At 62.8% G+C, this 18,483-nt stretch carries 18 protein-coding genes and 1 tRNA gene; 3 read left to right on the forward strand and 16 right to left on the reverse strand.

The window, feature by feature from the left end; translation table 11 throughout:
* Nucleotides 1–55: 55 nt before the first annotated feature.
* The 5 genes from VSR68_RS25945 to VSR68_RS25965 form a co-directional block, all read right to left on the reverse strand.
* Nucleotides 56–1,012, reverse strand: coding sequence for a ribose-phosphate pyrophosphokinase (locus tag VSR68_RS25945; protein ID WP_087734318.1), 957 nt, complete (start codon nt 1,010–1,012; stop codon nt 56–58).
* A 46-nt stretch (nt 1,013–1,058) separates the two neighbouring features.
* Nucleotides 1,059–1,135, reverse strand: a tRNA-Gln gene (locus tag VSR68_RS25950).
* A gap of 51 nt (nt 1,136–1,186) precedes the next feature.
* Nucleotides 1,187–2,068: a 4-(cytidine 5'-diphospho)-2-C-methyl-D-erythritol kinase gene (ispE, locus tag VSR68_RS25955; protein WP_342942568.1), complete on the reverse strand. Its 882-nt coding sequence runs from the start codon at nt 2,066–2,068 to the stop codon at nt 1,187–1,189.
* A 29-nt stretch (nt 2,069–2,097) separates the two neighbouring features.
* A complete protein-coding gene (lolB, locus tag VSR68_RS25960) occupies nt 2,098–2,730 on the reverse strand; it encodes a lipoprotein insertase outer membrane protein LolB (protein ID WP_342942569.1) in 633 nt (210 codons plus the stop codon).
* Nucleotides 2,730–4,571, reverse strand: a complete 1,842-nt coding sequence (locus VSR68_RS25965; RefSeq protein WP_342942570.1) for a tetratricopeptide repeat protein — start codon at nt 4,569–4,571, stop codon at nt 2,730–2,732. Before VSR68_RS25965 ends, lolB begins: the two co-directional genes overlap by 1 nt.
* Before the next feature lie 87 nt (nt 4,572–4,658).
* On the opposite strand from VSR68_RS25965, the gene mutM reads away from it, so the two are divergent.
* Both mutM and mutY read left to right on the forward strand, forming a co-directional pair.
* Nucleotides 4,659–5,489: a bifunctional DNA-formamidopyrimidine glycosylase/DNA-(apurinic or apyrimidinic site) lyase gene (gene mutM, locus VSR68_RS25970; protein WP_342942571.1), complete on the forward strand. Its 831-nt coding sequence runs from the start codon at nt 4,659–4,661 to the stop codon at nt 5,487–5,489.
* A gap of 7 nt (nt 5,490–5,496) precedes the next feature.
* A complete protein-coding gene (gene mutY, locus VSR68_RS25975; RefSeq protein WP_428983586.1) occupies nt 5,497–6,645 on the forward strand; it encodes an A/G-specific adenine glycosylase in 1,149 nt (382 codons plus the stop codon).
* A gap of 11 nt (nt 6,646–6,656) precedes the next feature.
* Here the strand turns inward: mutY and VSR68_RS25980 are convergent, their stop codons facing one another.
* The 11 genes from VSR68_RS25980 to kdsD form a co-directional block, all read right to left on the reverse strand.
* Nucleotides 6,657–7,292, reverse strand: coding sequence for an LON peptidase substrate-binding domain-containing protein (locus VSR68_RS25980; protein WP_342942572.1), 636 nt, complete (start codon nt 7,290–7,292; stop codon nt 6,657–6,659).
* Between the two features lie 58 nt (nt 7,293–7,350).
* Nucleotides 7,351–8,244: an RNase adapter RapZ gene (gene rapZ / locus VSR68_RS25985; RefSeq protein WP_342942573.1), complete on the reverse strand. Its 894-nt coding sequence runs from the start codon at nt 8,242–8,244 to the stop codon at nt 7,351–7,353.
* Between the two features lie 77 nt (nt 8,245–8,321).
* Complete coding sequence (gene hprK, locus VSR68_RS25990; RefSeq protein ID WP_028365019.1) at nt 8,322–9,290, reverse strand: HPr(Ser) kinase/phosphatase; 969 nt, start codon at nt 9,288–9,290, stop codon at nt 8,322–8,324.
* Nucleotides 9,291–9,538: 248 nt separating this feature from the next.
* Nucleotides 9,539–10,054 carry a PTS IIA-like nitrogen regulatory protein PtsN gene (gene ptsN, locus VSR68_RS25995; protein ID WP_342942616.1) on the reverse strand — a complete coding sequence of 172 codons (516 nt, stop codon included), beginning with the start codon at nt 10,052–10,054 and terminating at the stop codon, nt 9,539–9,541.
* A gap of 310 nt (nt 10,055–10,364) precedes the next feature.
* A complete protein-coding gene (gene hpf, locus VSR68_RS26000; protein ID WP_342932384.1) occupies nt 10,365–10,724 on the reverse strand; it encodes a ribosome hibernation-promoting factor, HPF/YfiA family in 360 nt (119 codons plus the stop codon).
* A 173-nt stretch (nt 10,725–10,897) separates the two neighbouring features.
* Entirely contained in the window at nt 10,898–12,415 is a 1,518-nt protein-coding gene (locus tag VSR68_RS26005) for an RNA polymerase factor sigma-54 (RefSeq protein WP_342942574.1), read from the reverse strand.
* A gap of 205 nt (nt 12,416–12,620) precedes the next feature.
* On the reverse strand, nt 12,621–13,403 hold the full coding sequence (lptB, locus tag VSR68_RS26010; protein WP_342942575.1) for an LPS export ABC transporter ATP-binding protein: 783 nt from the start codon (nt 13,401–13,403) through the stop codon (nt 12,621–12,623).
* Entirely contained in the window at nt 13,400–14,077 is a 678-nt protein-coding gene (gene lptA / locus VSR68_RS26015) for a lipopolysaccharide transport periplasmic protein LptA (protein WP_342942576.1), read from the reverse strand. The genes lptB and lptA overlap by 4 nt, the downstream gene beginning before the upstream one ends.
* 21 nt (nt 14,078–14,098) lie before the next feature.
* Nucleotides 14,099–14,704 carry an LPS export ABC transporter periplasmic protein LptC gene (gene lptC, locus VSR68_RS26020; protein WP_342942577.1) on the reverse strand — a complete coding sequence of 202 codons (606 nt, stop codon included), beginning with the start codon at nt 14,702–14,704 and terminating at the stop codon, nt 14,099–14,101.
* Nucleotides 14,701–15,264 carry an HAD family hydrolase gene (locus tag VSR68_RS26025; protein ID WP_342942578.1) on the reverse strand — a complete coding sequence of 188 codons (564 nt, stop codon included), beginning with the start codon at nt 15,262–15,264 and terminating at the stop codon, nt 14,701–14,703. The genes lptC and VSR68_RS26025 overlap by 4 nt, the downstream gene beginning before the upstream one ends.
* Nucleotides 15,264–16,247, reverse strand: coding sequence for an arabinose 5-phosphate isomerase KdsD (kdsD, locus tag VSR68_RS26030; RefSeq protein WP_342942579.1), 984 nt, complete (start codon nt 16,245–16,247; stop codon nt 15,264–15,266). The genes VSR68_RS26025 and kdsD overlap by 1 nt, the downstream gene beginning before the upstream one ends.
* Nucleotides 16,248–16,395: 148 nt before the next feature.
* Between kdsD and VSR68_RS26035 the strand changes: the two genes are divergently transcribed.
* Complete coding sequence (locus VSR68_RS26035) at nt 16,396–18,399, forward strand: cation:proton antiporter (RefSeq protein WP_342942617.1); 2,004 nt, start codon at nt 16,396–16,398, stop codon at nt 18,397–18,399.
* Nucleotides 18,400–18,483: the final 84 nt, after the last annotated feature.

An 18,483-nucleotide genomic window follows, 5' to 3' on the forward strand; every position in this document is an offset into this window, starting at 1 on the left:
TTCACGCCGATATGCAAAAGCGCCGCATGTGTCATGCGGCGCTTTCGCGAATACTTTAGCTTTCCGCGAACAGCGACATCACCGAGTCGCCGCGACGGATACGCGAGAACGTTTCGGCCAGCAGACCTGCGCTCGTCAGCGAGCGGATCTTCGGGCACGAGCGGGCTTCTTCGCCGAGCGGGATCGTATCGGTAACGACGACTTCGTCGAGCGCCGACGCAGCAATGCGCGCGCCAGCACCGCCCGACAGGACCGGGTGCGTCGCATACGCGAAGACCTTCGTCGCGCCGCGTTCCTTCAGCACTTGCGCTGCCTTGCAGAGCGTGCCGGCCGTATCGACCATGTCGTCCATGATCACGCAGGTGCGGCCTTCGACTTCACCGATGATGTTCATCACTTCAGCGACGTTCGCCTTCGGACGACGCTTGTCGATGATGGCCAGATCGCAGTTCAGTTGCTTCGCCAGCGCGCGGGCGCGGACCACGCCGCCGACGTCCGGCGACACGACCAGCAGATTCTCGTGATTCTGCTTGCGCAGATCGCCGAGCAGCACGGGCGTTGCGTAGATGTTGTCGACGGGGATGTCGAAGAAGCCTTGAATCTGGTCAGCGTGCAGATCCATCGTGATGATCCGCTCGACGCCAGCGATTTCCAGCATGTTCGCCACGACCTTCGCCGAGATCGCAACGCGCGCCGAACGCGGGCGGCGATCCTGACGGGCATAGCCGAAGTAGGGGATGGCTGCCGTGATCCGGCCGGCGGATGCGCGCTTGAGCGCATCGACCATGATCATCAGTTCCATCAGATTGTCGTTGGTCGGCGCGCACGTGGACTGGAGGACGAAGACGTCCTTGCCACGAACGTTTTCCTGAATCTCGACCTGGATCTCGCCGTCCGAAAAACGGGAGACCATTGCTTTACCGAGGGGAATACCGAGGATCTTGACGACTTCCTGTGCAAGCGCTGGATTTGCGTTGCCAGTAAAAACCATCAGGCCGTCATGGCTGCTCATCATGCACCTGCTTCAGGCTGTGGGAGGCGAGGAACTGCGAGAATTTTGGCAGGGGAGGAAGGACTCGAACCCTCGCATGCCGGAATCAAAATCCGGTGCCTTAACCAACTTGGCGACTCCCCTACACTAACTTTGAGCTTCGCTGAATGTGTAGGCCATTCAGCGCCGCGAAACTTATGCCGCGAAAGCGAAGAGTGGATGCGTATCCAGACTTGTCGCCACTGCACTGTTCCACTCGACGGGCAGTTTGGCTTGCGCCGCAACTGCTTCATCTTTGCTACGGAACGCTGCAAAAACGCTTGCGCCTGATCCCGTCATCCGCGCCGGCGCGATGTCGTCAAACCATCGAAGCACCTGCGCGACTTCCGCGTATTTTCCTGCGACAACCTGCTGCATGTCATTCCGGCCGAAGCTGTCTGGCCATTCTGCGTTGCAACTATGCTGTGCAAGAAAGTCTGCTATTGTGAGGGCTTTCGTATCTCTTGTCAACGTTTTTTCGGAAAAAATCGCTGAGGTTGGAACGTGAACCCTCGGTGTCACCACCAGAAAGTGGCGCGGCGGCAATTGTACCTGCTCGAGTTCTTCTCCGATACCCTCAGCGAAGGCATTTTTTCCGAAGATAAAGAACGGCACGTCGGCGCCCAGTTTGACTGCTAGCGCCTGCAACTCCGCGCGCGGCAAAGCGAGCTTCCACAGACGGTTCAGCGCGAGCAGCGTCGTCGCCGCGTCGGAGCTGCCGCCGCCGAGGCCCGCGCCCATCGGCAGGCGCTTGTCGATCTCGATGTTCGCGCCGAGGCGCGTGCCCGTATGTTCCTTGAGCAGCTTCGCTGCGCGCACGGTGAGGTCGGTATCGGCGGGAACATCGGCGATCTCGGTGCCGCGCGTGATCGCGCCGTCGTCGCGAAGCGTGAAGTGAAGCGTGTCGCCCCAGTCGAGCAACTGGAACACCGTCTGCAATGCGTGATAACCGTTCGGCAGACGGCCGGTGATGTGCAGGAAGAGATTCAGCTTCGCCGGAGCGAGACAGTCGCGCAGCGAGTCGTTCGTTTCGATCATGAGTCTTTGCAAGGAGCGCGTGCGCGCAATTACTGGTCGAGCACGAGCTTGATGTCGAGCGGCGGTTCGGAACGTTCGAGATTGACGCGCTTCACGCCGGTTGCGGGCGCATCGGCATAGGCGAGATAGTCGATCGTCCAGCCGTCCTGTTGAATCTGCTTCAGATGCGATTGCTGCTGCGGATCGCTCTCGGTCGTCGCTTTCGACGTCGGCGCGACGGACGGCTGCAGCCAGTAGCGCAGCCCTTCGACGGGCAGCGTGAAGCCGAGCGCATTCTGCATCAGCGTGGAGACGTTATCGGCTGTCATCGGCTGACGGTTCGGCAGTTCGAGCGTGGCGGTCGCCGGCGACGACGTCACGATCGCCATGGTCTGTCCGAGCGGATTGCGCAATTGCACCGTGACGGTATCGCCGTGTTCCTGCCAGTCGAAATTGCCATATGCATTGCGCTGCTGGCCGTTCTGGTCGACGTACTGAACGGCGAAACGGCCGTGATACGCGCGGGCCGTCTGCGCGGTGACAGCCGTTGCGGCATTCGACGTCGATGGGCCCTGCGGCTTGACGGAAGCACAGCCCGCCAAGGCGACGACGGCTGCGGCTGCGAGACCGAGCGCCGCGCGGCGCGGCGCCGGAGTTGAAAACACGAGACGGGGAAAATGCATCAGAGATCGTTCACCTGAAAACGTTTGAGCGTTTTTACGAGTGTGTCGTTGTCCGGTTCGAGCTTGCGCGCATCGCGCCATGCCGCGCGCGCCTGGTCCTGATCGCCGCTCTTCCACAGCACTTCGCCGAGATGGGCGCCGATTTCGGCGTTCGGCTGCAGATCGTAGGCCCTGCGCAGCAGATTGATCGCATCCGTCGTATCGCCGAGCCGGTACTTGACCCAGCCGACGCTATCCATGATGAACGCATCGTTCGGCGCCAGCGACAGCGCCTTCTCGACGAGCTTGTCCGCTTCCTGCAGACGCTGGTTGCGATCCGCGAGCGAATAGCCGAGCGCGTTGTAGGCCTGCGCGTTATCCGGTTGCGTGCGCATCAGCTTGCGCAGCTGCGTTTCCATCACGTCGAAATGGCTGTTCTTTTCCGCGGCCATTGCGTAGTCGTAGGTGAGATCGGGGTCTTCCGGGAAATCACCCGTGGCTTGCGCGAGCCGCGTTTCGGCTTCCGAATAGCGCTTCGCGTCGAACAGGATGGCGGCGTCGGTGCGCGCGATCAGCGCCTGATCGCGCGGGTCCTGCGGATGAATGCCCGCAAGCAGCTTGCGCGCGTCATCGACTTTGCCCTGCTTTTCCAACAGTTGCGCGCGCGTGATCTGCGCGGGGACGTACTGCGTGCTGGTCGGCGAAATCTTGTCCAGCCAGCGGCCGGCTGCGTCGTTGTCCTTTTGTTCGAGCGACAGTTGCGCGAGATAGATATACGCCTGACCCGCATCCGCTCCCGGCATTTTTTCGGCTTTCTGCGCGTACTGCTGCAGATAGTTCTGCGCTTCAGGCAGGTTCTTTTGCTGGATCCTGATGAGCGCAAGCGCCATCAGCGGCGTCAGGTCGTTCGGGTTGTCCTTCTGCATGTACTCGAACTGTTTCTGCGCGTCGTCGAGGCGATCGCTCGCGAGGTACATTTGCGCGAGCGCGAGCCGTGCTTCATGCGACTTCGGATTGGCCTTGACGTACTTTTCCAGCGACTCGATGCCTTCCTTGCGTTCTTCCGGTCCCATCTGCGAGAGCAGCAGCGCAGCGGGCAGATAGTCGGGCTTGAGCTTGAGCGCCTGTTCGAGCGACTTGCGCGCGCCGGGCGCATCGTCGGCGATAAGCTGCTGACGTGCCATCGCGAATTGCGCTTCCGGGCGGTTCATGTCGTTCGCGAGCAGATCCTGTAGCACGTGCAATCCACCCACACGATTCGGCCCGCGCGAAATCAGCAACTGCAGCGCGAGAATGCCGCTGCCGCGATTTTCCGGCGCGATCTTCGCGAGTTCTTTTGCGAGCATCGGCTTTGCGTCATCGGGCTTGCCCGACAGTACGAGCAGCGATGCGTCGAGCTGCGCGGCGCGCTCGGACGTCGGCGCATATTGTTGCCATAGTTGCGCGGCCGTCAGCGCATCCGACGGGCTCTGCGCGGCGAGCGCGATTTCCGTCGCGCGCTGCGCCATGCGCGGATCGTGCGTGTCGCGAGCGAGTGAGAGATAGGTCTGATACGCGGGCGCGGGCTGATTGCGCTGCAGCGCGACTTCGGCTGCGAGCACCTGGAATACGATCTGGCTCGTCAGTGCAACGTTCGGCAGATTGTTCTTTTCTTCGGCGGATTCAGGGCCGAAGGCGTCCTGGACGGAGACGGCGTTGTCATCCGTATCGGGCGACGGATCCTGAGCATGCACTGGCGATGCGGCGAGCACCCAGACAGCCAGAGCGGCCACACCGAGCAGCCGGCGTGGGGAAACAGCGTGCGGCACGCTGTTCGCACCAGTCCGGCGCTTAAGAAACTGCGTAACGAAGGACAGGTTCATACAGATCCGTTCAATGTTTCGGACGATTGTAACGCGCTCGCTACAATAAGCGCATAACCACGGACGCAAGTTGCAGACCAGTTAGACATGCCAGAGTTGCCAGAAGTTGAGGTTACGCGACGCGGAATCGAGCCGTTTGTCGCCGGGCGGCGCGTCGAGCGCGTCGACGTTCGCACGCCCGCGCTGCGCTGGCCGATTCCAGCCGGTTTCGCGCGCCTGCTGCATGGCCGGCTGGTCCACAAAGTGGAACGGCGCGGCAAATATCTGCTGTTCGAGATCGACGAGGGCTGGTTCATCGTGCATCTCGGCATGACGGGGACGCTCAGAGTGCTGCGCAACGTGCCGCATCCGCCGGCAGCTGCAAAGCACGATCACGTCGACTGGGTATTCGACGACTTCATTTTGCGCTTTCGCGATCCACGTCGCTTCGGCGCTGTGTTATGGCACCCGCGCTCGGCCGGCGACATTCTTGATCATCCGTTGCTGGCAGCGCTCGGCGTCGAGCCGTTCGCACCTTCTTTTTCCGGCACGCTGCTGCATCGTAAGACGCGCGGGCGCAAGGTATCGGTGAAGCAGGTGTTGCTCGCGGGTGAAATCGTCGTCGGCGTGGGCAACATTTACGCATCCGAATGCCTGTTCCGCGCCGGTATCCGACCGACCACGCCAGCCGGACGCATCTCGCTCGTTCGTTACGATCTGCTTGCAGACGCCGTGCGCGCCACGCTCGCCTCCGCGATCGAAAAGGGCGGCAGCACGTTGCGCGATTTCGTCGGCAGCAACGGCGAGAGCGGCTACTTCCAGCTCGACTATTTCGTCTATGATCGCGCGGGTCTGCCATGCCGCGTGTGCGGCAAGCCGATCAAACAGATCGTGCAGGGGCAACGTTCCACTTACTACTGTCCGACCTGTCAGCGCTGAATCATTCATGTCCGCTTCCATTTCCTCGACCGCTTCTTCGCCTGCCTCATCAACAGCATCTGCGACCGTCCCCGCGACCGCGTCCTCGAAGATACCCGCTCTGTCCGATTTCTCTGTGCGCCTGATCGCATGGCAGCGCGAACATGGCCGTCATGACCTGCCGTGGCAGAACACGCGCGATCCATACCGGATCTGGCTGTCCGAAATCATGTTGCAGCAGACTCAGGTGTCGACGGTGATTCCGTACTACGCGCGTTTTCTCGCGCGTTTCCCCGATGTGGCCGCGCTCGCCTGCGCGCCCGCCGACGACGTGATGACGCTGTGGGCCGGCCTCGGCTACTACACGCGCGCGCGCAATCTGCATCGCTGCGCGCAGGTGGTCGTCGAACAGCACGGCGGCCGGTTTCCGGAATCGGTCGAAGCGCTCGCGGAATTGCCGGGGATTGGACGATCGACGGCAGCCGCGATTGCATCGTTCGCATTCGGCGCGCGCGCGACGATTCTCGACGGCAACGTGAAGCGCGTGCTTGCGCGCGTATTCGGCGTCGAAGGATTTCCGGGCGAGAAGAAAGTCGAGAACGGCATGTGGCTGCTCGCGGAATCGCTGCTGCCCGTGAACGCAACCGACGATGACGTGAGCGCATACACGCAAGGTCTGATGGATCTCGGCGCGACGCTGTGCGTGCGCGGCAAGCCCGACTGCGCGCGCTGTCCGTTCGCGGTGGATTGCGTGGCGAACGTGACGGGCCGTCAGCGCGAATTGCCGGCGGCGCGTCCGAAAAAGACCGTGCCGACTCGCCGCATATGGATGCTGCTGCTGCGCGACGGCGATACCGTGATGCTCGAGAAGCGTCCGCCGTCGGGCATCTGGGGCGGTTTGTGGAGTCTGCCGGAAGCGGCCGATGAAGCGGCGCTCGCGCAACTCGCGCGCGACTTCGGCGGTGCCGATGTCTCGCCGCTCGCGCCGCTCACGCATGTGTTCACGCATTTCAGGCTGGATATCGAGCCGCGTCTTGCCGAACTCGATCGCTCTTCAATCGACGCGAACGCGCGCGACGCCGATACCGTGTGGATGTCGCTGAACGAACTCGATGCGTATGGCGTGCCTGCTCCCGTGCGCAAGCTGCTAGAAGGCCTGCAGGGCTCGCTGATCTGATCGGCCGCGAGCTACAGCAGCTGATGTTGCTGCATGTAGTGATGCACGACATCGATGCGCGCACCGGCGTCTTGCAACTCCATCAGTTTTTGCCGTGCCTTCAATGCGATCGGCAGCACTTCCGACAAACGGTTCGATACCCATGTGGGATCGTCGAGCCTGAACGGTTCGATGAACGGAAGACTTTCCGGGTCGCGCTCGCGTATGGTTGCGATGATGCGTTCGAGCACTTCTGCGCACGCGCCGAATTTTTCCATGTGCCCCGTGCCTTCGAGCGGCACGTCGCTGCCCACCAGTTCCGCCATGCCGACCAGCAAGCCGCTCGATTCGACGCGATGCGACAGCAGGCGGAACCGTTCTGTGCCGCGCGCGCGAATCAGCAGCATGCCGAACTCGTCGACGTCGCACACGTCGATCTCCGCTAGGCAGCCGATCGCTTCCGGCACAGAAGGTTCGTTGGGCTGCGCGACCTCCGCACCGCTTTTCAGCAGGCACACGCCGAACGGCGTCTTGTCGCGCAGACAGTCGCGCGCCATGTCGAGGTAGCGGGCCTCGAAGATTTTCAGAGGCAGCAGTCCATCGGGAAAGAGGACGGTGTGCAATGGGAAAAGTGGCACATCGGCAAGCACGGATGGTGTAGAGGACATGGCGCAACGCTTCGGTTAGGGCCGCCTCGAGCGGCCGGTCAAGCCACCATCGGAGACCTCAGGCGACCAGTTTCGATGAGTCGTCGACGTCGATCGGCGCATCGCGATGCCGCACTATCACATTCGCTTCGCTCGCGAAACGCGCGGCAAGCGTTTCGGCGATGAATACCGAGCGGTGCTGTCCGCCCGTGCAACCGATTGCGACGGTCAGGTAACTGCGATTGTCGTCGCGGAAATGCGGCAGCCACTTCTGCAGGAACGACTCGATGTCGGCCATCATCTGCTGGACGATCGGCAATGCATCGAGGAAATCGATGACGGGCTTGTCGAGTCCCGTCAACGGACGCAGCTCGCGATCGTAATAAGGGTTCGGCAGCGCGCGCACATCGAAAACGAAGTCGGCGTCGAGCGGCACGCCGCGCTTGAAGCCGAACGACTCGAACATCAGCGCAAGGCCCGTGTGCTCCTGCTCGATGAAACGCTTGACCCACGCGCGCAAGACGTTTGCCCGCAGGTTGCTGGTGTCGATCTGATGGCCGAACTCGGCGAGACCTGCGACGAGTTCTCGTTCGCGTTCGATCGCTTCGGCAAGCGATGTCAGCACGCCGACGTCGGCATCGTGCGCAGGCGAGCCCGACAGCGGATGACGGCGGCGCGTTTCGGAAAAGCGTTGGATCAGGGCTTGCGTGCTGGCGTTCAGGAACAGCACGCGCACATCGTGCTGGCCGGCGAGATCGCGGATCATCTGCGGCATGTCTTCGAGCGAGGCACCCGAGCGTGCGTCGATCGCGACCGCGAGCTTGTCCTGGCCGTCGCCCGCGATATACGCGGCGAGTTCGGGCAGAAAGCGCGGCGGCAGATTGTCGACGCAGTAGTAGCCCGCGTCTTCGAGCGCGTTCAACGCAACAGATTTGCCGGAGCCGGAGATGCCGGTGATCAGGATAATGCGCATGGAGTCGAGGAATCCGTTGAGTTCATCATAGCATCCGGTGCGACCCACTGTGCCGCCGCGGCTTCTCGTCCATCGCGTCAGATCAGCTTGCCGGGAAACTGGCTGTCGGGGTCCTGCATCGCGAGACGCTGGCGGTCCATGAAATCGCGCAAGGTATCGATGCCGCGCAGTTGCAGAATCGTGTTGCGCACGGCCGCCTCGACCAGCACCGCGAGGTTTCGGCCGGCCGCCACCTGGATCGTGACCTTGCTGATGGGCAGGCCGAGCACGTCGACGGTCTGGCTCTCGAGCGGCAGACGCTGGAATTCGCCGTCCGGTCGGCGCACCAGCTGCACGATCAGCTTCAGTTTCATCTTCCGGCGCACGGCCGTTTCACCGAAGATCGTCTTGATGTCGAGCAGCCCCAGACCGCGTACTTCCAGAAGATTCTGAAGCAGAGGCGGACAGCGTCCTTCGACGAAATCCGGGCCGAGGCGTACGAAGTCGACGGCGTCGTCGGCGACCAGACCATGGCCGCGGCTGATCAGTTCGAGGCCGAGTTCGCTCTTGCCGAGGCCGGAGTCGCCCGTGAGCAGCACGCCCATGCCGAGGATGTCGAGGAACACGCCGTGCAACGTTGCACGCGGCGCGAGAATGCGCGACATGTAGAGGCGCAGGCTGTCGATCACGGCTGCCGGCGACATCGGCGTCGTGAAGAGCGGCGTCGACGAACGCGTGCAGCGCAGGACCAGTTCCGGTGGCGCGGCGACGCCGCCCGCGACCACGAGGAACGGCGGTTCGAGCGCGATCAGCTCGGCCATGTGGCGCGAACGGTCTTCGTCGGATTGACGCTGGTAGTAGTTGGTTTCGGCGTCGCCGAGCACCTGGATCCGGTTCGGGTGGATCAGGTTCAGGTGGCCGACGAGGTCGGCACTGGACGTTGCGGTTGCAACCGTCTCCGCCGAGAAGCCACGCTCCCAGCCCTCATGCCCCGTCAGCCAGCTGAGCTTCAGCGCGGCGGCGTTGTCGTCGAAAATGCTCTGGGCGTTGATGCTGGACGTATCCATGAATCCCTGACTCCCTGACTTCATATGTGCCGCTGTGGTGCCGCCCTGGTGCTGCCGTAGTGCTGCATCGGTGCGCTCTGGCCGCTGCCCCGCCTGTTTTCCTGCTCGTTATTCGCTTGTTGCGCGTTCCGCCACGCTTCGCACGGGATGTGTCCGGCTCGCCGCGACGCCCCGTTCACAGGACGATCGCCGCGTGTCCCGGACGCGGCCTCGTGCTCTTCTCACGGACGCTGCGCCACGCCGACACGTCAAGGTTGCCACTGAGTGAGCAGGCGATGCAATGCCTCGCGGTCCTGTTCCGTGTGCAGCCGTTCGCGCGCATCGCGGTCCGACAACAGTTGGGCGATCTCCGACAGGATCTCCAGGTGTTGCTGCGTCGCCTGTTCCGGGACCAGCAGGAAGATCAGCAGCGCAACGGGTTGGCCGTCGGGCGATTCGAACGGGATCGGTTCGGACAGGCGCACAAACGCGGCGAGCGGCTGCTTGAGGCCCTTGATGCGGCCGTGCGGGATCGCGACGCCTTCGCCGAGTCCCGTCGAACCGAGACGCTCGCGCGCGAACAGATTGTCAGTCACTGTGCTGCGGGCGATACCGTTCTGGTTTTCGAAGATCAGGCCCGCTTGCTCGAATACGCGCTTCTTGCTGGTAACCGAAAGACCGACGACGACGTTTTCGAGGGGAAGATATTTGGCTAAACGATTCATGTTGGCAGGCGCAAAGGTCGCCTGGATTCTCCTCGCTGTGGCGTTTGAAAAGCGTTCCATGCGTGGTAACTGCTCATAGCGGACACAACGATGCGCAATGAGCCCCGCCCCTGAGATCCGCAATGACCCCTTTGTGCAGGACTCGGGCTGGACAAAACCCCTAAAGGCAATCGATTTATTATAGAACAGGGTTGCAACATATGGTGCGCCGCGCCATGAGGGAAAAAACGAATCGTGCAGTATCGCGTGTGCGGGCCCGAACGTTCGCAGGAAACGCGGCGCGCGGGCAATCGATTGCGACGGGCCTCTCAACGAAAAACCGCCCGATGTCGGGCGGTTTCGCGGGGAACAAAGCAACTTCCGGATCTGCTTATTGCGGTGGCACTTCGGGTTGCGCCGCCACCGGCTGATACTTGATCGCATCGTGCTGATGGCCCTGCAGGCGATCCTTGTGACGAATGACTTGCCGATCCAGCTTGTCGATCATCAGGTCGATCGCGGCGTAAAGGTCGCCATCGCAGCTTTCGACGAAAATGTCCTTGCCTTTCAGATGCAGGTTGATTTCAACCTTTTGTCTCTTTTCCTTTTCCTTGTGGTTGTCGACCGAGAGGACCACATTGCCATCGATCACCTGATCGAAATGTCTTAGCACCCTGTCTAATTTGGTGATCACGTATTCTCGCAACGCTGGCGTTACATCGAGATGGTGTCCACTGATCTTCAGATTCATAGTGCTTCTCCAAGCTAGTGGCCGCTTGGTCCGCATGAATCGCGCGAGCGCCGGTCGATTCTCGCGACTACCACGCCGTCCCCCGTTGACAGGCTACTGGCAGGTCGCATCGGCCAGCCTGCTCCGCCATACAGCGGCGCGGCCGGAAAATACCCGCCACAGGAGGCAGCGGGCTACAGAGACTTGCGCAGATTGACTGCTGGGATTTTCAGTGCTTCGCGATACTTCGCAACTGTACGGCGCGCGACCACGAAACCCTGTTCTGCCAGCAGTTCGGCAATGCGGCTGTCTGAAAGAGGAGATTTGGTGTCTTCTGCTCCTATCAGTTGCTTGATGAGTGCGCGAATGGCCGTGGAAGAGGCCGCGCCCCCCGTGTCGGTGGAAACGTGCGATCCGAAGAAGTACTTAAATTCAAGCGTCCCGAACGGGGTGAGCATGTACTTGCCGGTTGTCACACGCGAGACCGTCGACTCGTGTAAACCCAGCGTATCAGCTATTTCCCGCAAAACCAAGGGGCGCATGGCAATTTCGCCGTGCGCAAAAAAGTTCTTTTGACGTTCGACAATCGCCTGGGCGACACGCAGAATCGTCTCGAAACGCTGCTGAATATTTTTGATCAGCCAACGCGCTTCCTGTAGTTGTTGCCGCAGCGAACCGCTGCCCGGATCGCCGCGATTGTTGCGCAGGATATTCGCGTATAGATGGTTGATGCGCAGCTTCGGCACGACTTCGGGGTTCAGTTCGGCCAGCCATCCCTGTGCCGTTTTGCGCACCATGATGTCGGGCACGACGTAGTCTGCTTCGGCCTTACCGTACGAAGCACCCGGGAAAGGTTCGAGCGAGCGGATCAGCGCGTGGGCTTCGCGCAGGTCGTCGTCGCTGACCTTCAGGTATTTGCGCAGCCGCGTGAAATCGCGCGCCGCGAGCAGCTCGAGGTGATGCGCGACGATGTCGAGCGCGAGCGTGCGCGTCGGCGACGGATCGAGCCGGCACAATTGCAGACGCAGGCACTCGGACGCCGAACGCGCGCCGACACCTGCCGGATCGAAGCTGTGCAGCAACGCCAGCGCCGCGTTCAGTTCGTCGGTATCGACTTCGAGTTCTTCGGGAAGGTCAGCGAGAATTTCGTCGAACGTGGCCGTCAGATAGCCGTCGTCGTCGAGCGATTCGATCAGGAACGTGACGAGCGCGCGGTCGCGAGGGCTTGCCTGTGTCACGCGCAATTGCGCGGTCAGATGATCGCGCAGCGTCGTAGTCGATTCGTGGATTTGCAGCGGCGGCAGATCGTCGTCGTCCGACGCGTTGCCTGAACGGCCGTAGTCGTCGAGGTTCCACTGGCTCGAATCGGCGTTAGCATCCGAGCCCAGGCCGTTGTACTCGTCGACGCTCTGCGGTTCGCCGCCATCGGCGCTCTCGCTGGTCGACGTCGACGAAGTGGACGGCGGCGCGCTCGACATTTGCTCCGGCGCGGCGCTTTGCGGCGTTTGCGCGATCACGGACCCGTCGGCGGCAACGCGCAACGGACTCGCGATCCAGTCGTCCTCCGCTTCGAGCAGCGGATTCTGAGCGATCGCCATCGAGACTTCCTGTTGCAGCTCAAGCGTAGACAGCTGCAGCAGCCGGATGGACTGCTGTAGTTGAGGTGTCAGCGCAAGATGCTGCGACAGGCGGAGTTGGAGGCTGGCTTTCATGGCAAGTTGTGAATCATTGTAGAGAGTTTGCCACGACCGCGATACATTGCGACACCCGCAAAAACGCGCGTGCAAGAGATTTTGGCGCGGACGGCGGAAACAAGCCAGTCCGGCGTCAAAATTACTGGGCCCGTTCGTGAAACGGCGGCAGGGTTGGGCGAAGAAGGGCGAGCCGAACGCGTCGGCCGCCCGGCGCGGGCGCGCCTTACATGCGGAAGTGTTCGCCCAGATAGACGCGGCGCACGCTCTCGTTTTCGATGATGTCGCCGGGGGCGCCGGCCGCGAGCACGCTGCCGTCGCTGATGATGTATGCGTGATCGCAGATACCGAGCGTCTCCCGGACGTTGTGATCCGTGATGAGCACGCCGATGTTGCGCTGCTTCAGGAACTTCACGATCTTCTGGATTTCCAGCACGGCGATCGGGTCGACGCCCGCGAACGGCTCGTCGAGCAGAATGAAGCTCGGGTTCGTTGCCAGCGCTCGTGCAATTTCGACACGGCGGCGCTCGCCGCCCGACAGCGACAGCGCAGGATTTTCACGCAGATGCGCGATCTGCAGTTCGTCGAGCAAAGCTTCCGTGCGCGACGCGATCGCATCCTTCGACAGCTTCTTGCCGTCTTCGCCGATCTGCAGTTCGAGCACGGCGCGGATGTTTTCCTCGACGGAGAGCTTGCGGAAAACGGAAGCTTCCTGCGGCAGATACGACAGTCCGAGCGACGCGCGCTTGTGGATCGGCAGAAGGCTGATCGACTTGCCGTCGAGGTCGATCTCGCCGGCATCGAGCGGCACGAGGCCGACGATCATATAGAACGACGTGGTCTTGCCCGCGCCGTTCGGCCCGAGCAGGCCGACCACCTCACCGCTTTTCACGTCGAGCGACACGTCCTTGACGACCGTGCGCGAGCCATAGCGCTTCTTCAGATTGCGTACGACGAGCGAACTGCTGGTGCCGGCGGGTTTTCGGTTGGGAAGGGCAGGGGCGCTCACGGCTTCGTCGTTCCTTGTCCTTGGAATTGGTTGGTCGGTTGCAGCGTCGCAGAAGGGCCGCTGATCGGTTGCGCGCCGCCGTTGCGCGGCGACAGCATCGCGCGCACGCGGCCATTCGGATTGCCCGGACCCGCGACGTCCTTGCCGGCCTTCGCCGTATAGAAATCGTTCTGGCCGTCATATGTGATGACGCTGCCATGCACTTCGTCCATCAGCGTCGTGAGGCCTTGCAGACGGCGCACCGTTGCGCGCGTCGTCAGCGTGGTGAGGTCCTGCTTGCCGTCGTAGTCGATGCGTTCGGCATCGCCGTCGATATATTCGTTGACGCCGTCGCGCTTCTGGCGGAAATACGCGAGGTTCTTGCCAGTCGACGTGCCCGTCGCATATTGATAGCCCTGCGGGTCCTGCGAGACTTCGACGCGGTCTGCCTTGATGACGATCGTGCCTTTTGTCGCGACCACGTGGCCGGTGAAGATGTTGACCTGCTTGAGGTCGTCGTACGTCATGTTGTCCGCTTCGATATTGAGCGGCTTGTCCTTGTCGGCACGCTCGGCGTGCGCGAGCGGCGCAAAACCGGCGAGCGGCAATGCGATCAACAGTGCCGCAAGTCCGGCGCGGCTCGCGCACAGCGCGCGCATGCGGCCGGACTCAAAACGGGGGAACGATTCGTTCATGCAGTCACGCCTGGAATTGGATTACCCGGGTTGCTTCTGGGAGCCGCCGGAGTCGACGGGGGCGATGGCGCCGCGCACGTTGCCGAATAGCTGCATGACCCGGGTGACATTGTTGTATTTCATGCCGCTGGCCGTCATGATCGACTGGCCGCGCTGAAGTTTAACCGCCTTTTCCGTCTCGATCACATCGTCGTTGACGAGCACGCGGAAATGCGCGGAATCGGCCTGCATTTGCGGATCGCCGTAGCCCGCGTCGCGCAGGATGCGCGCGTTGTCGTACAGATCGACGATCGACGCGTCCGCGTTCACCGTGCCGCGGTCGCCCGTCGCGGTGACGACCGGCTTGCCGGGCTGAAACGCGCGGATCGCGGGCTTCGCCAGGTCGCTCACTTCGGTGTCTTCGTAGTGAACCAGCTTCGCCGCGGTGAGGCGGTATTGCGTCGCGCCCGACTGATCGAGCTCGGACACCGAGAAGCTGTCGGCGAAATAATCGGGCGTGTGCTGCTTCGGCTTGACCGCGCCTTCGTTCTGGCGCGGCAGCGTCGCTTGCAGCAGCCAATATGTGATCCCTGCGAGCGCCGCCATCGCGACGAGCGGTATCAGCGAAGTCCAGCGAAACCGGTTCATCCGACGAGGCCCCGCGGCATCTCGCCGCTGCACGCCGCCGCGAGCAGCGCGTCATAGCGGCCTTGCGCGCGCAGCAGCGCATCGCATACTTCGCGCACGGCGCCGTGGCCGCCGCGCGCTTCGCTGACCCAGTGCGCACGGGCGATCACTTCGGGATGCGAGTTTGCCGGCGCGGCCGCGAAGCCGACTTTCAGCATCACGGCCAGATCGACCCAGTCGTCGCCCATATAGCCGCATTCTTCGGGCGTGCGGCCCGTTTCGTCCAGCAATTGGGCGAACGCTTCGAGCTTGTGCTCGACGCCCTGATAAAGATGCGTGATGCGCAATTCCCGCGCGCGCACCGCGACGATGCCCGACTTGCGCCCCGTGATGATCGCCGTGTCGATGCCGGCTTCGCGCAGCAGCTTTGCGCCGTGGCCGTCCATCGAATTGAACGCCTTCATCGTGTCGCCTTCGGCCGTAAACAGCAGGCCGCCGTCGGTGAGCACGCCGTCGACGTCGAAAATCATCAGCTTCACGCGGCTCGCGCGTTCGGCCGCGGTCAGGGCGGAAGAGGCCATCAGATCACCTTCTTCGAGAACAGGTCGTGCATGTTGAGCGCGCCGATGAGCTTGCCCGTTTCATCGACGACGAGCATCTGATTGATGCGATGACGCTCCATCAGTTCCACGGCCTCGACGGCGAGCCGGTCGGGACCGATCGTACGCGGGCCATGTGTCATGACGGATTCGATGGGCAGCGCGCGGAAATCGCCGTCGCGTTCGAGCACGCGGCGCAGGTCGCCGTCGGTGAAAATGCCCTTGACGCGCTCGTTTTCGTCGACGATGGCCGTCATGCCCATGCGCTTCGCCGTCAACTGGAACAGCGCGTCGCGCACGGTCGATCCGGACAGGACCATCGGCATCTGGTCGCCCGTGCGCATCACGTCGCGCACATACGTGAGCAGGCGCCGGCCGAGCGCGCCGCCCGGATGCGAGCGCGCGAAATCGTCTTCTCCGAAGCCGCGCGCTTCGAGCACGGCCACCGCGAGCGCGTCGCCGAGCGCGAGCGCCGCCGTCGTGCTCGCCGTCGGCGCGAGATTCAGAGGACACGCTTCTTTTTCGACGCCGCAATATAGATGGACGTCGGCGAGCCTGGCGAGACTCGAGGTGCGGCGACCCGTCATCGCGATCAATTTTGCGCCGAGGCGCTTGATCAGCGGCAGGATCGAGACGAGTTCTTCAGATTCGCCGGAATTCGACATACCGATGAACACGTCGTCGGCCGTGACCATGCCGAGGTCGCCGTGGCTTGCTTCGGCGGGATGCACGAAAAACGCGGGTGTGCCCGTGCTGGCGAGCGTCGCCGCCAGCTTGCGCGCGATATGACCGGATTTGCCAATGCCTGAGACGACCACGCGTCCACGGCAGCCGAGTATGAAATCGATCGCTTCGACGAAAGAGTCGTCGAGATGATCGCGAAGGGAGCGCACGGCGTCCGCTTCGATGTCGAGCACGTCGCGAGCGAGCGCAAGTGCCCGATCGCCATTGATTTTCGCTATCATCCGGGGAGTATAGCAAAGGCGTATGTTCGCCGCGCCGGGACCGATCGTTCCGGACATTGCCCTCACCGGCCCTTCGACCTTGCTGCGCGGGCGTTTGCGCGTGGCTTCGCTGACGAACCAGGACGCTCTCTCCGATGCGCTTTTGCCGATGATTTCCCCGCTCGAAATGACGCTGTTTCTGCTGCTGGCCTCAGTGGTGGGCGTCGTCGTGTTCCGTTATCTGAACCTGCCGCCGATGCTGGGTTATCTGACGGTGGGGATCGTCGTCGGGCCGCACGCGTTCGGCCTCGTGCCCGATTCCGTCGGTGCGCAGAATCTCGCCGAATTCGGCGTCGTGTTCCTGATGTTCTCGATCGGGCTGGAGTTTTCGCTCGCGAAACTGCGCTCGATGCGCCGGCTCGTGTTCGGCCTCGGCTTGCTGCAGGTGCTCGGCACGGTGGCCGTCGCGGTATCGGTCGGCATGGTGCTGGAGCGTTGGGTGCATATCTCGTGGCAGGGCAGCGTCGCGCTGGGCGGCGCGCTCGCGATGTCATCGACGGCCATCGTCAGCAAGATGCTCGCGGAACGGCTCGAGATCGAGACCGAGCACGGCCGCAACATCTTCGGCGTGCTGCTGTTCCAGGATCTCGCCGTCGTGCCGCTTCTGATCATCATCTCGGCGTTGGGCGGAAATTCGGACGATCTCGTCAAGTCGCTCGGCATCGCGTCGATCAAGATCGTGATCGCGCTGTCGCTGCTGCTGATCGTCGGGCAGAAGTTCATGACGCGCTGGTTCAACGTCGTGGCGCGCCGCCGTTCGCAGGAACTGTTCATCCTGAACCTGCTGCTAGTCACACTGGGCGCGGCGTTCATCACCGACAAGTTCGGCCTGTCGCTCGCGCTCGGCGCGTTCATCGCCGGCATGCTGATCGCCGAGACGCCGTACCGGCATCAGGTGGAAGAGGACATCAAGCCGTTTCGCGACGTGCTGCTCGGTCTCTTCTTCGTGACCACGGGCATGCTGCTGAATCCGCGCGTGATCTGGACACATCCGCTCGTCGTGCTCGCGTTCCTGATCGGCCCGCTGCTGCTGAAAGCCGTGATGATCACGGGGCTCGCGCGGCTGTTCGGCGCGACGCCCGGCGTGGCGATGCGCACGGGCATCGGACTCGCGCAGGCGGGCGAGTTCGGCTTCGTGCTGCTCAATCTGATCCTCGACAAGCACCTCGTCGACGCGACGTTCCTGCAGGCGATTCTCGCCTCGATGCTGCTGTCGATGCTCGCCGCGCCATTCCTCATTCAGAACGCGGATCGCATCGTGCTGCGGCTGTCGTCGACTGAATGGATGATGCAGTCGTTGCAGATGACGCGCATCGCGACGCAAAGCCTGAAGCAAACCGGCCACGTGATCATCTGCGGCTACGGTCGCGCCGGACAGAACCTCGCGCGGATGCTGGAGCACGAAGGGCTGTCGTATGTCGCGCTCGACCTCGATCCCGACCGCGTGTCGGCGGCCGCGGCGGCGGGCGAATCGGTGGTGTTCGGCGATGCGGGGCGGCGCGAGTCGCTGCTCGCGGCGGGTATCCATCGCGCGGCGACCGTCGCGATCACGTACGCGAATACGCCGTCGGCGCTGCGCGTGCTGCACAACATCCACGAACTCGAGCCGACGCTGCCCGTCATCGTGCGCACCGTCGACGACAGCGACCTCGAAAAGCTGCTCGCCGCTGGGGCGACGGAAGTGATTCCGGAAATCGTCGAAGGCAGTCTGATGCTTGCGTCGCACACGCTCGTCGTGATGGGCGTTCCGATGCGGCGCGTCGTGCGGCGCGTCGAGGAGTTGCGCGACGAACGCTATAGCCTGCTGCGCGGCTATTTTCACGGCGCGGACGACGTGGATGACGACGACGGTCACGAGCAGGTGCGGCTACAATCGGTCCCCGTCGACGAGAAGGCCGATGCCGTCGGGCGCACGCTCGAAGAACTCGGCCTCTTCGATCTCGGCGTCGAAGTGACGGCGATCCGGCGACACGGCATTCGCGGCGTCGAGCCCGATCCATCGACTAAACTTCGCGCAAGCGACATCGTCGTGCTGCGCGGCCTGCCCGAAGCGCTGGCGGAAGCGGAGGAGCGTCTGTCGAAGCATCGGCGCGCGGGCGCGGCGGCGGCCTGACGTTTGCTGCCGTTCACCAACACCGATCACGCGGCGGCGCTCGACGAACGCGCGCCGTATTCAAGCAACTCACTGGAAACATCG

This window comes from Paraburkholderia phymatum, from assembly GCF_038900715.1.
In the GTDB taxonomy this organism is placed as follows: Bacteria; Pseudomonadota; Gammaproteobacteria; order Burkholderiales; family Burkholderiaceae; genus Paraburkholderia; species Paraburkholderia phymatum_A.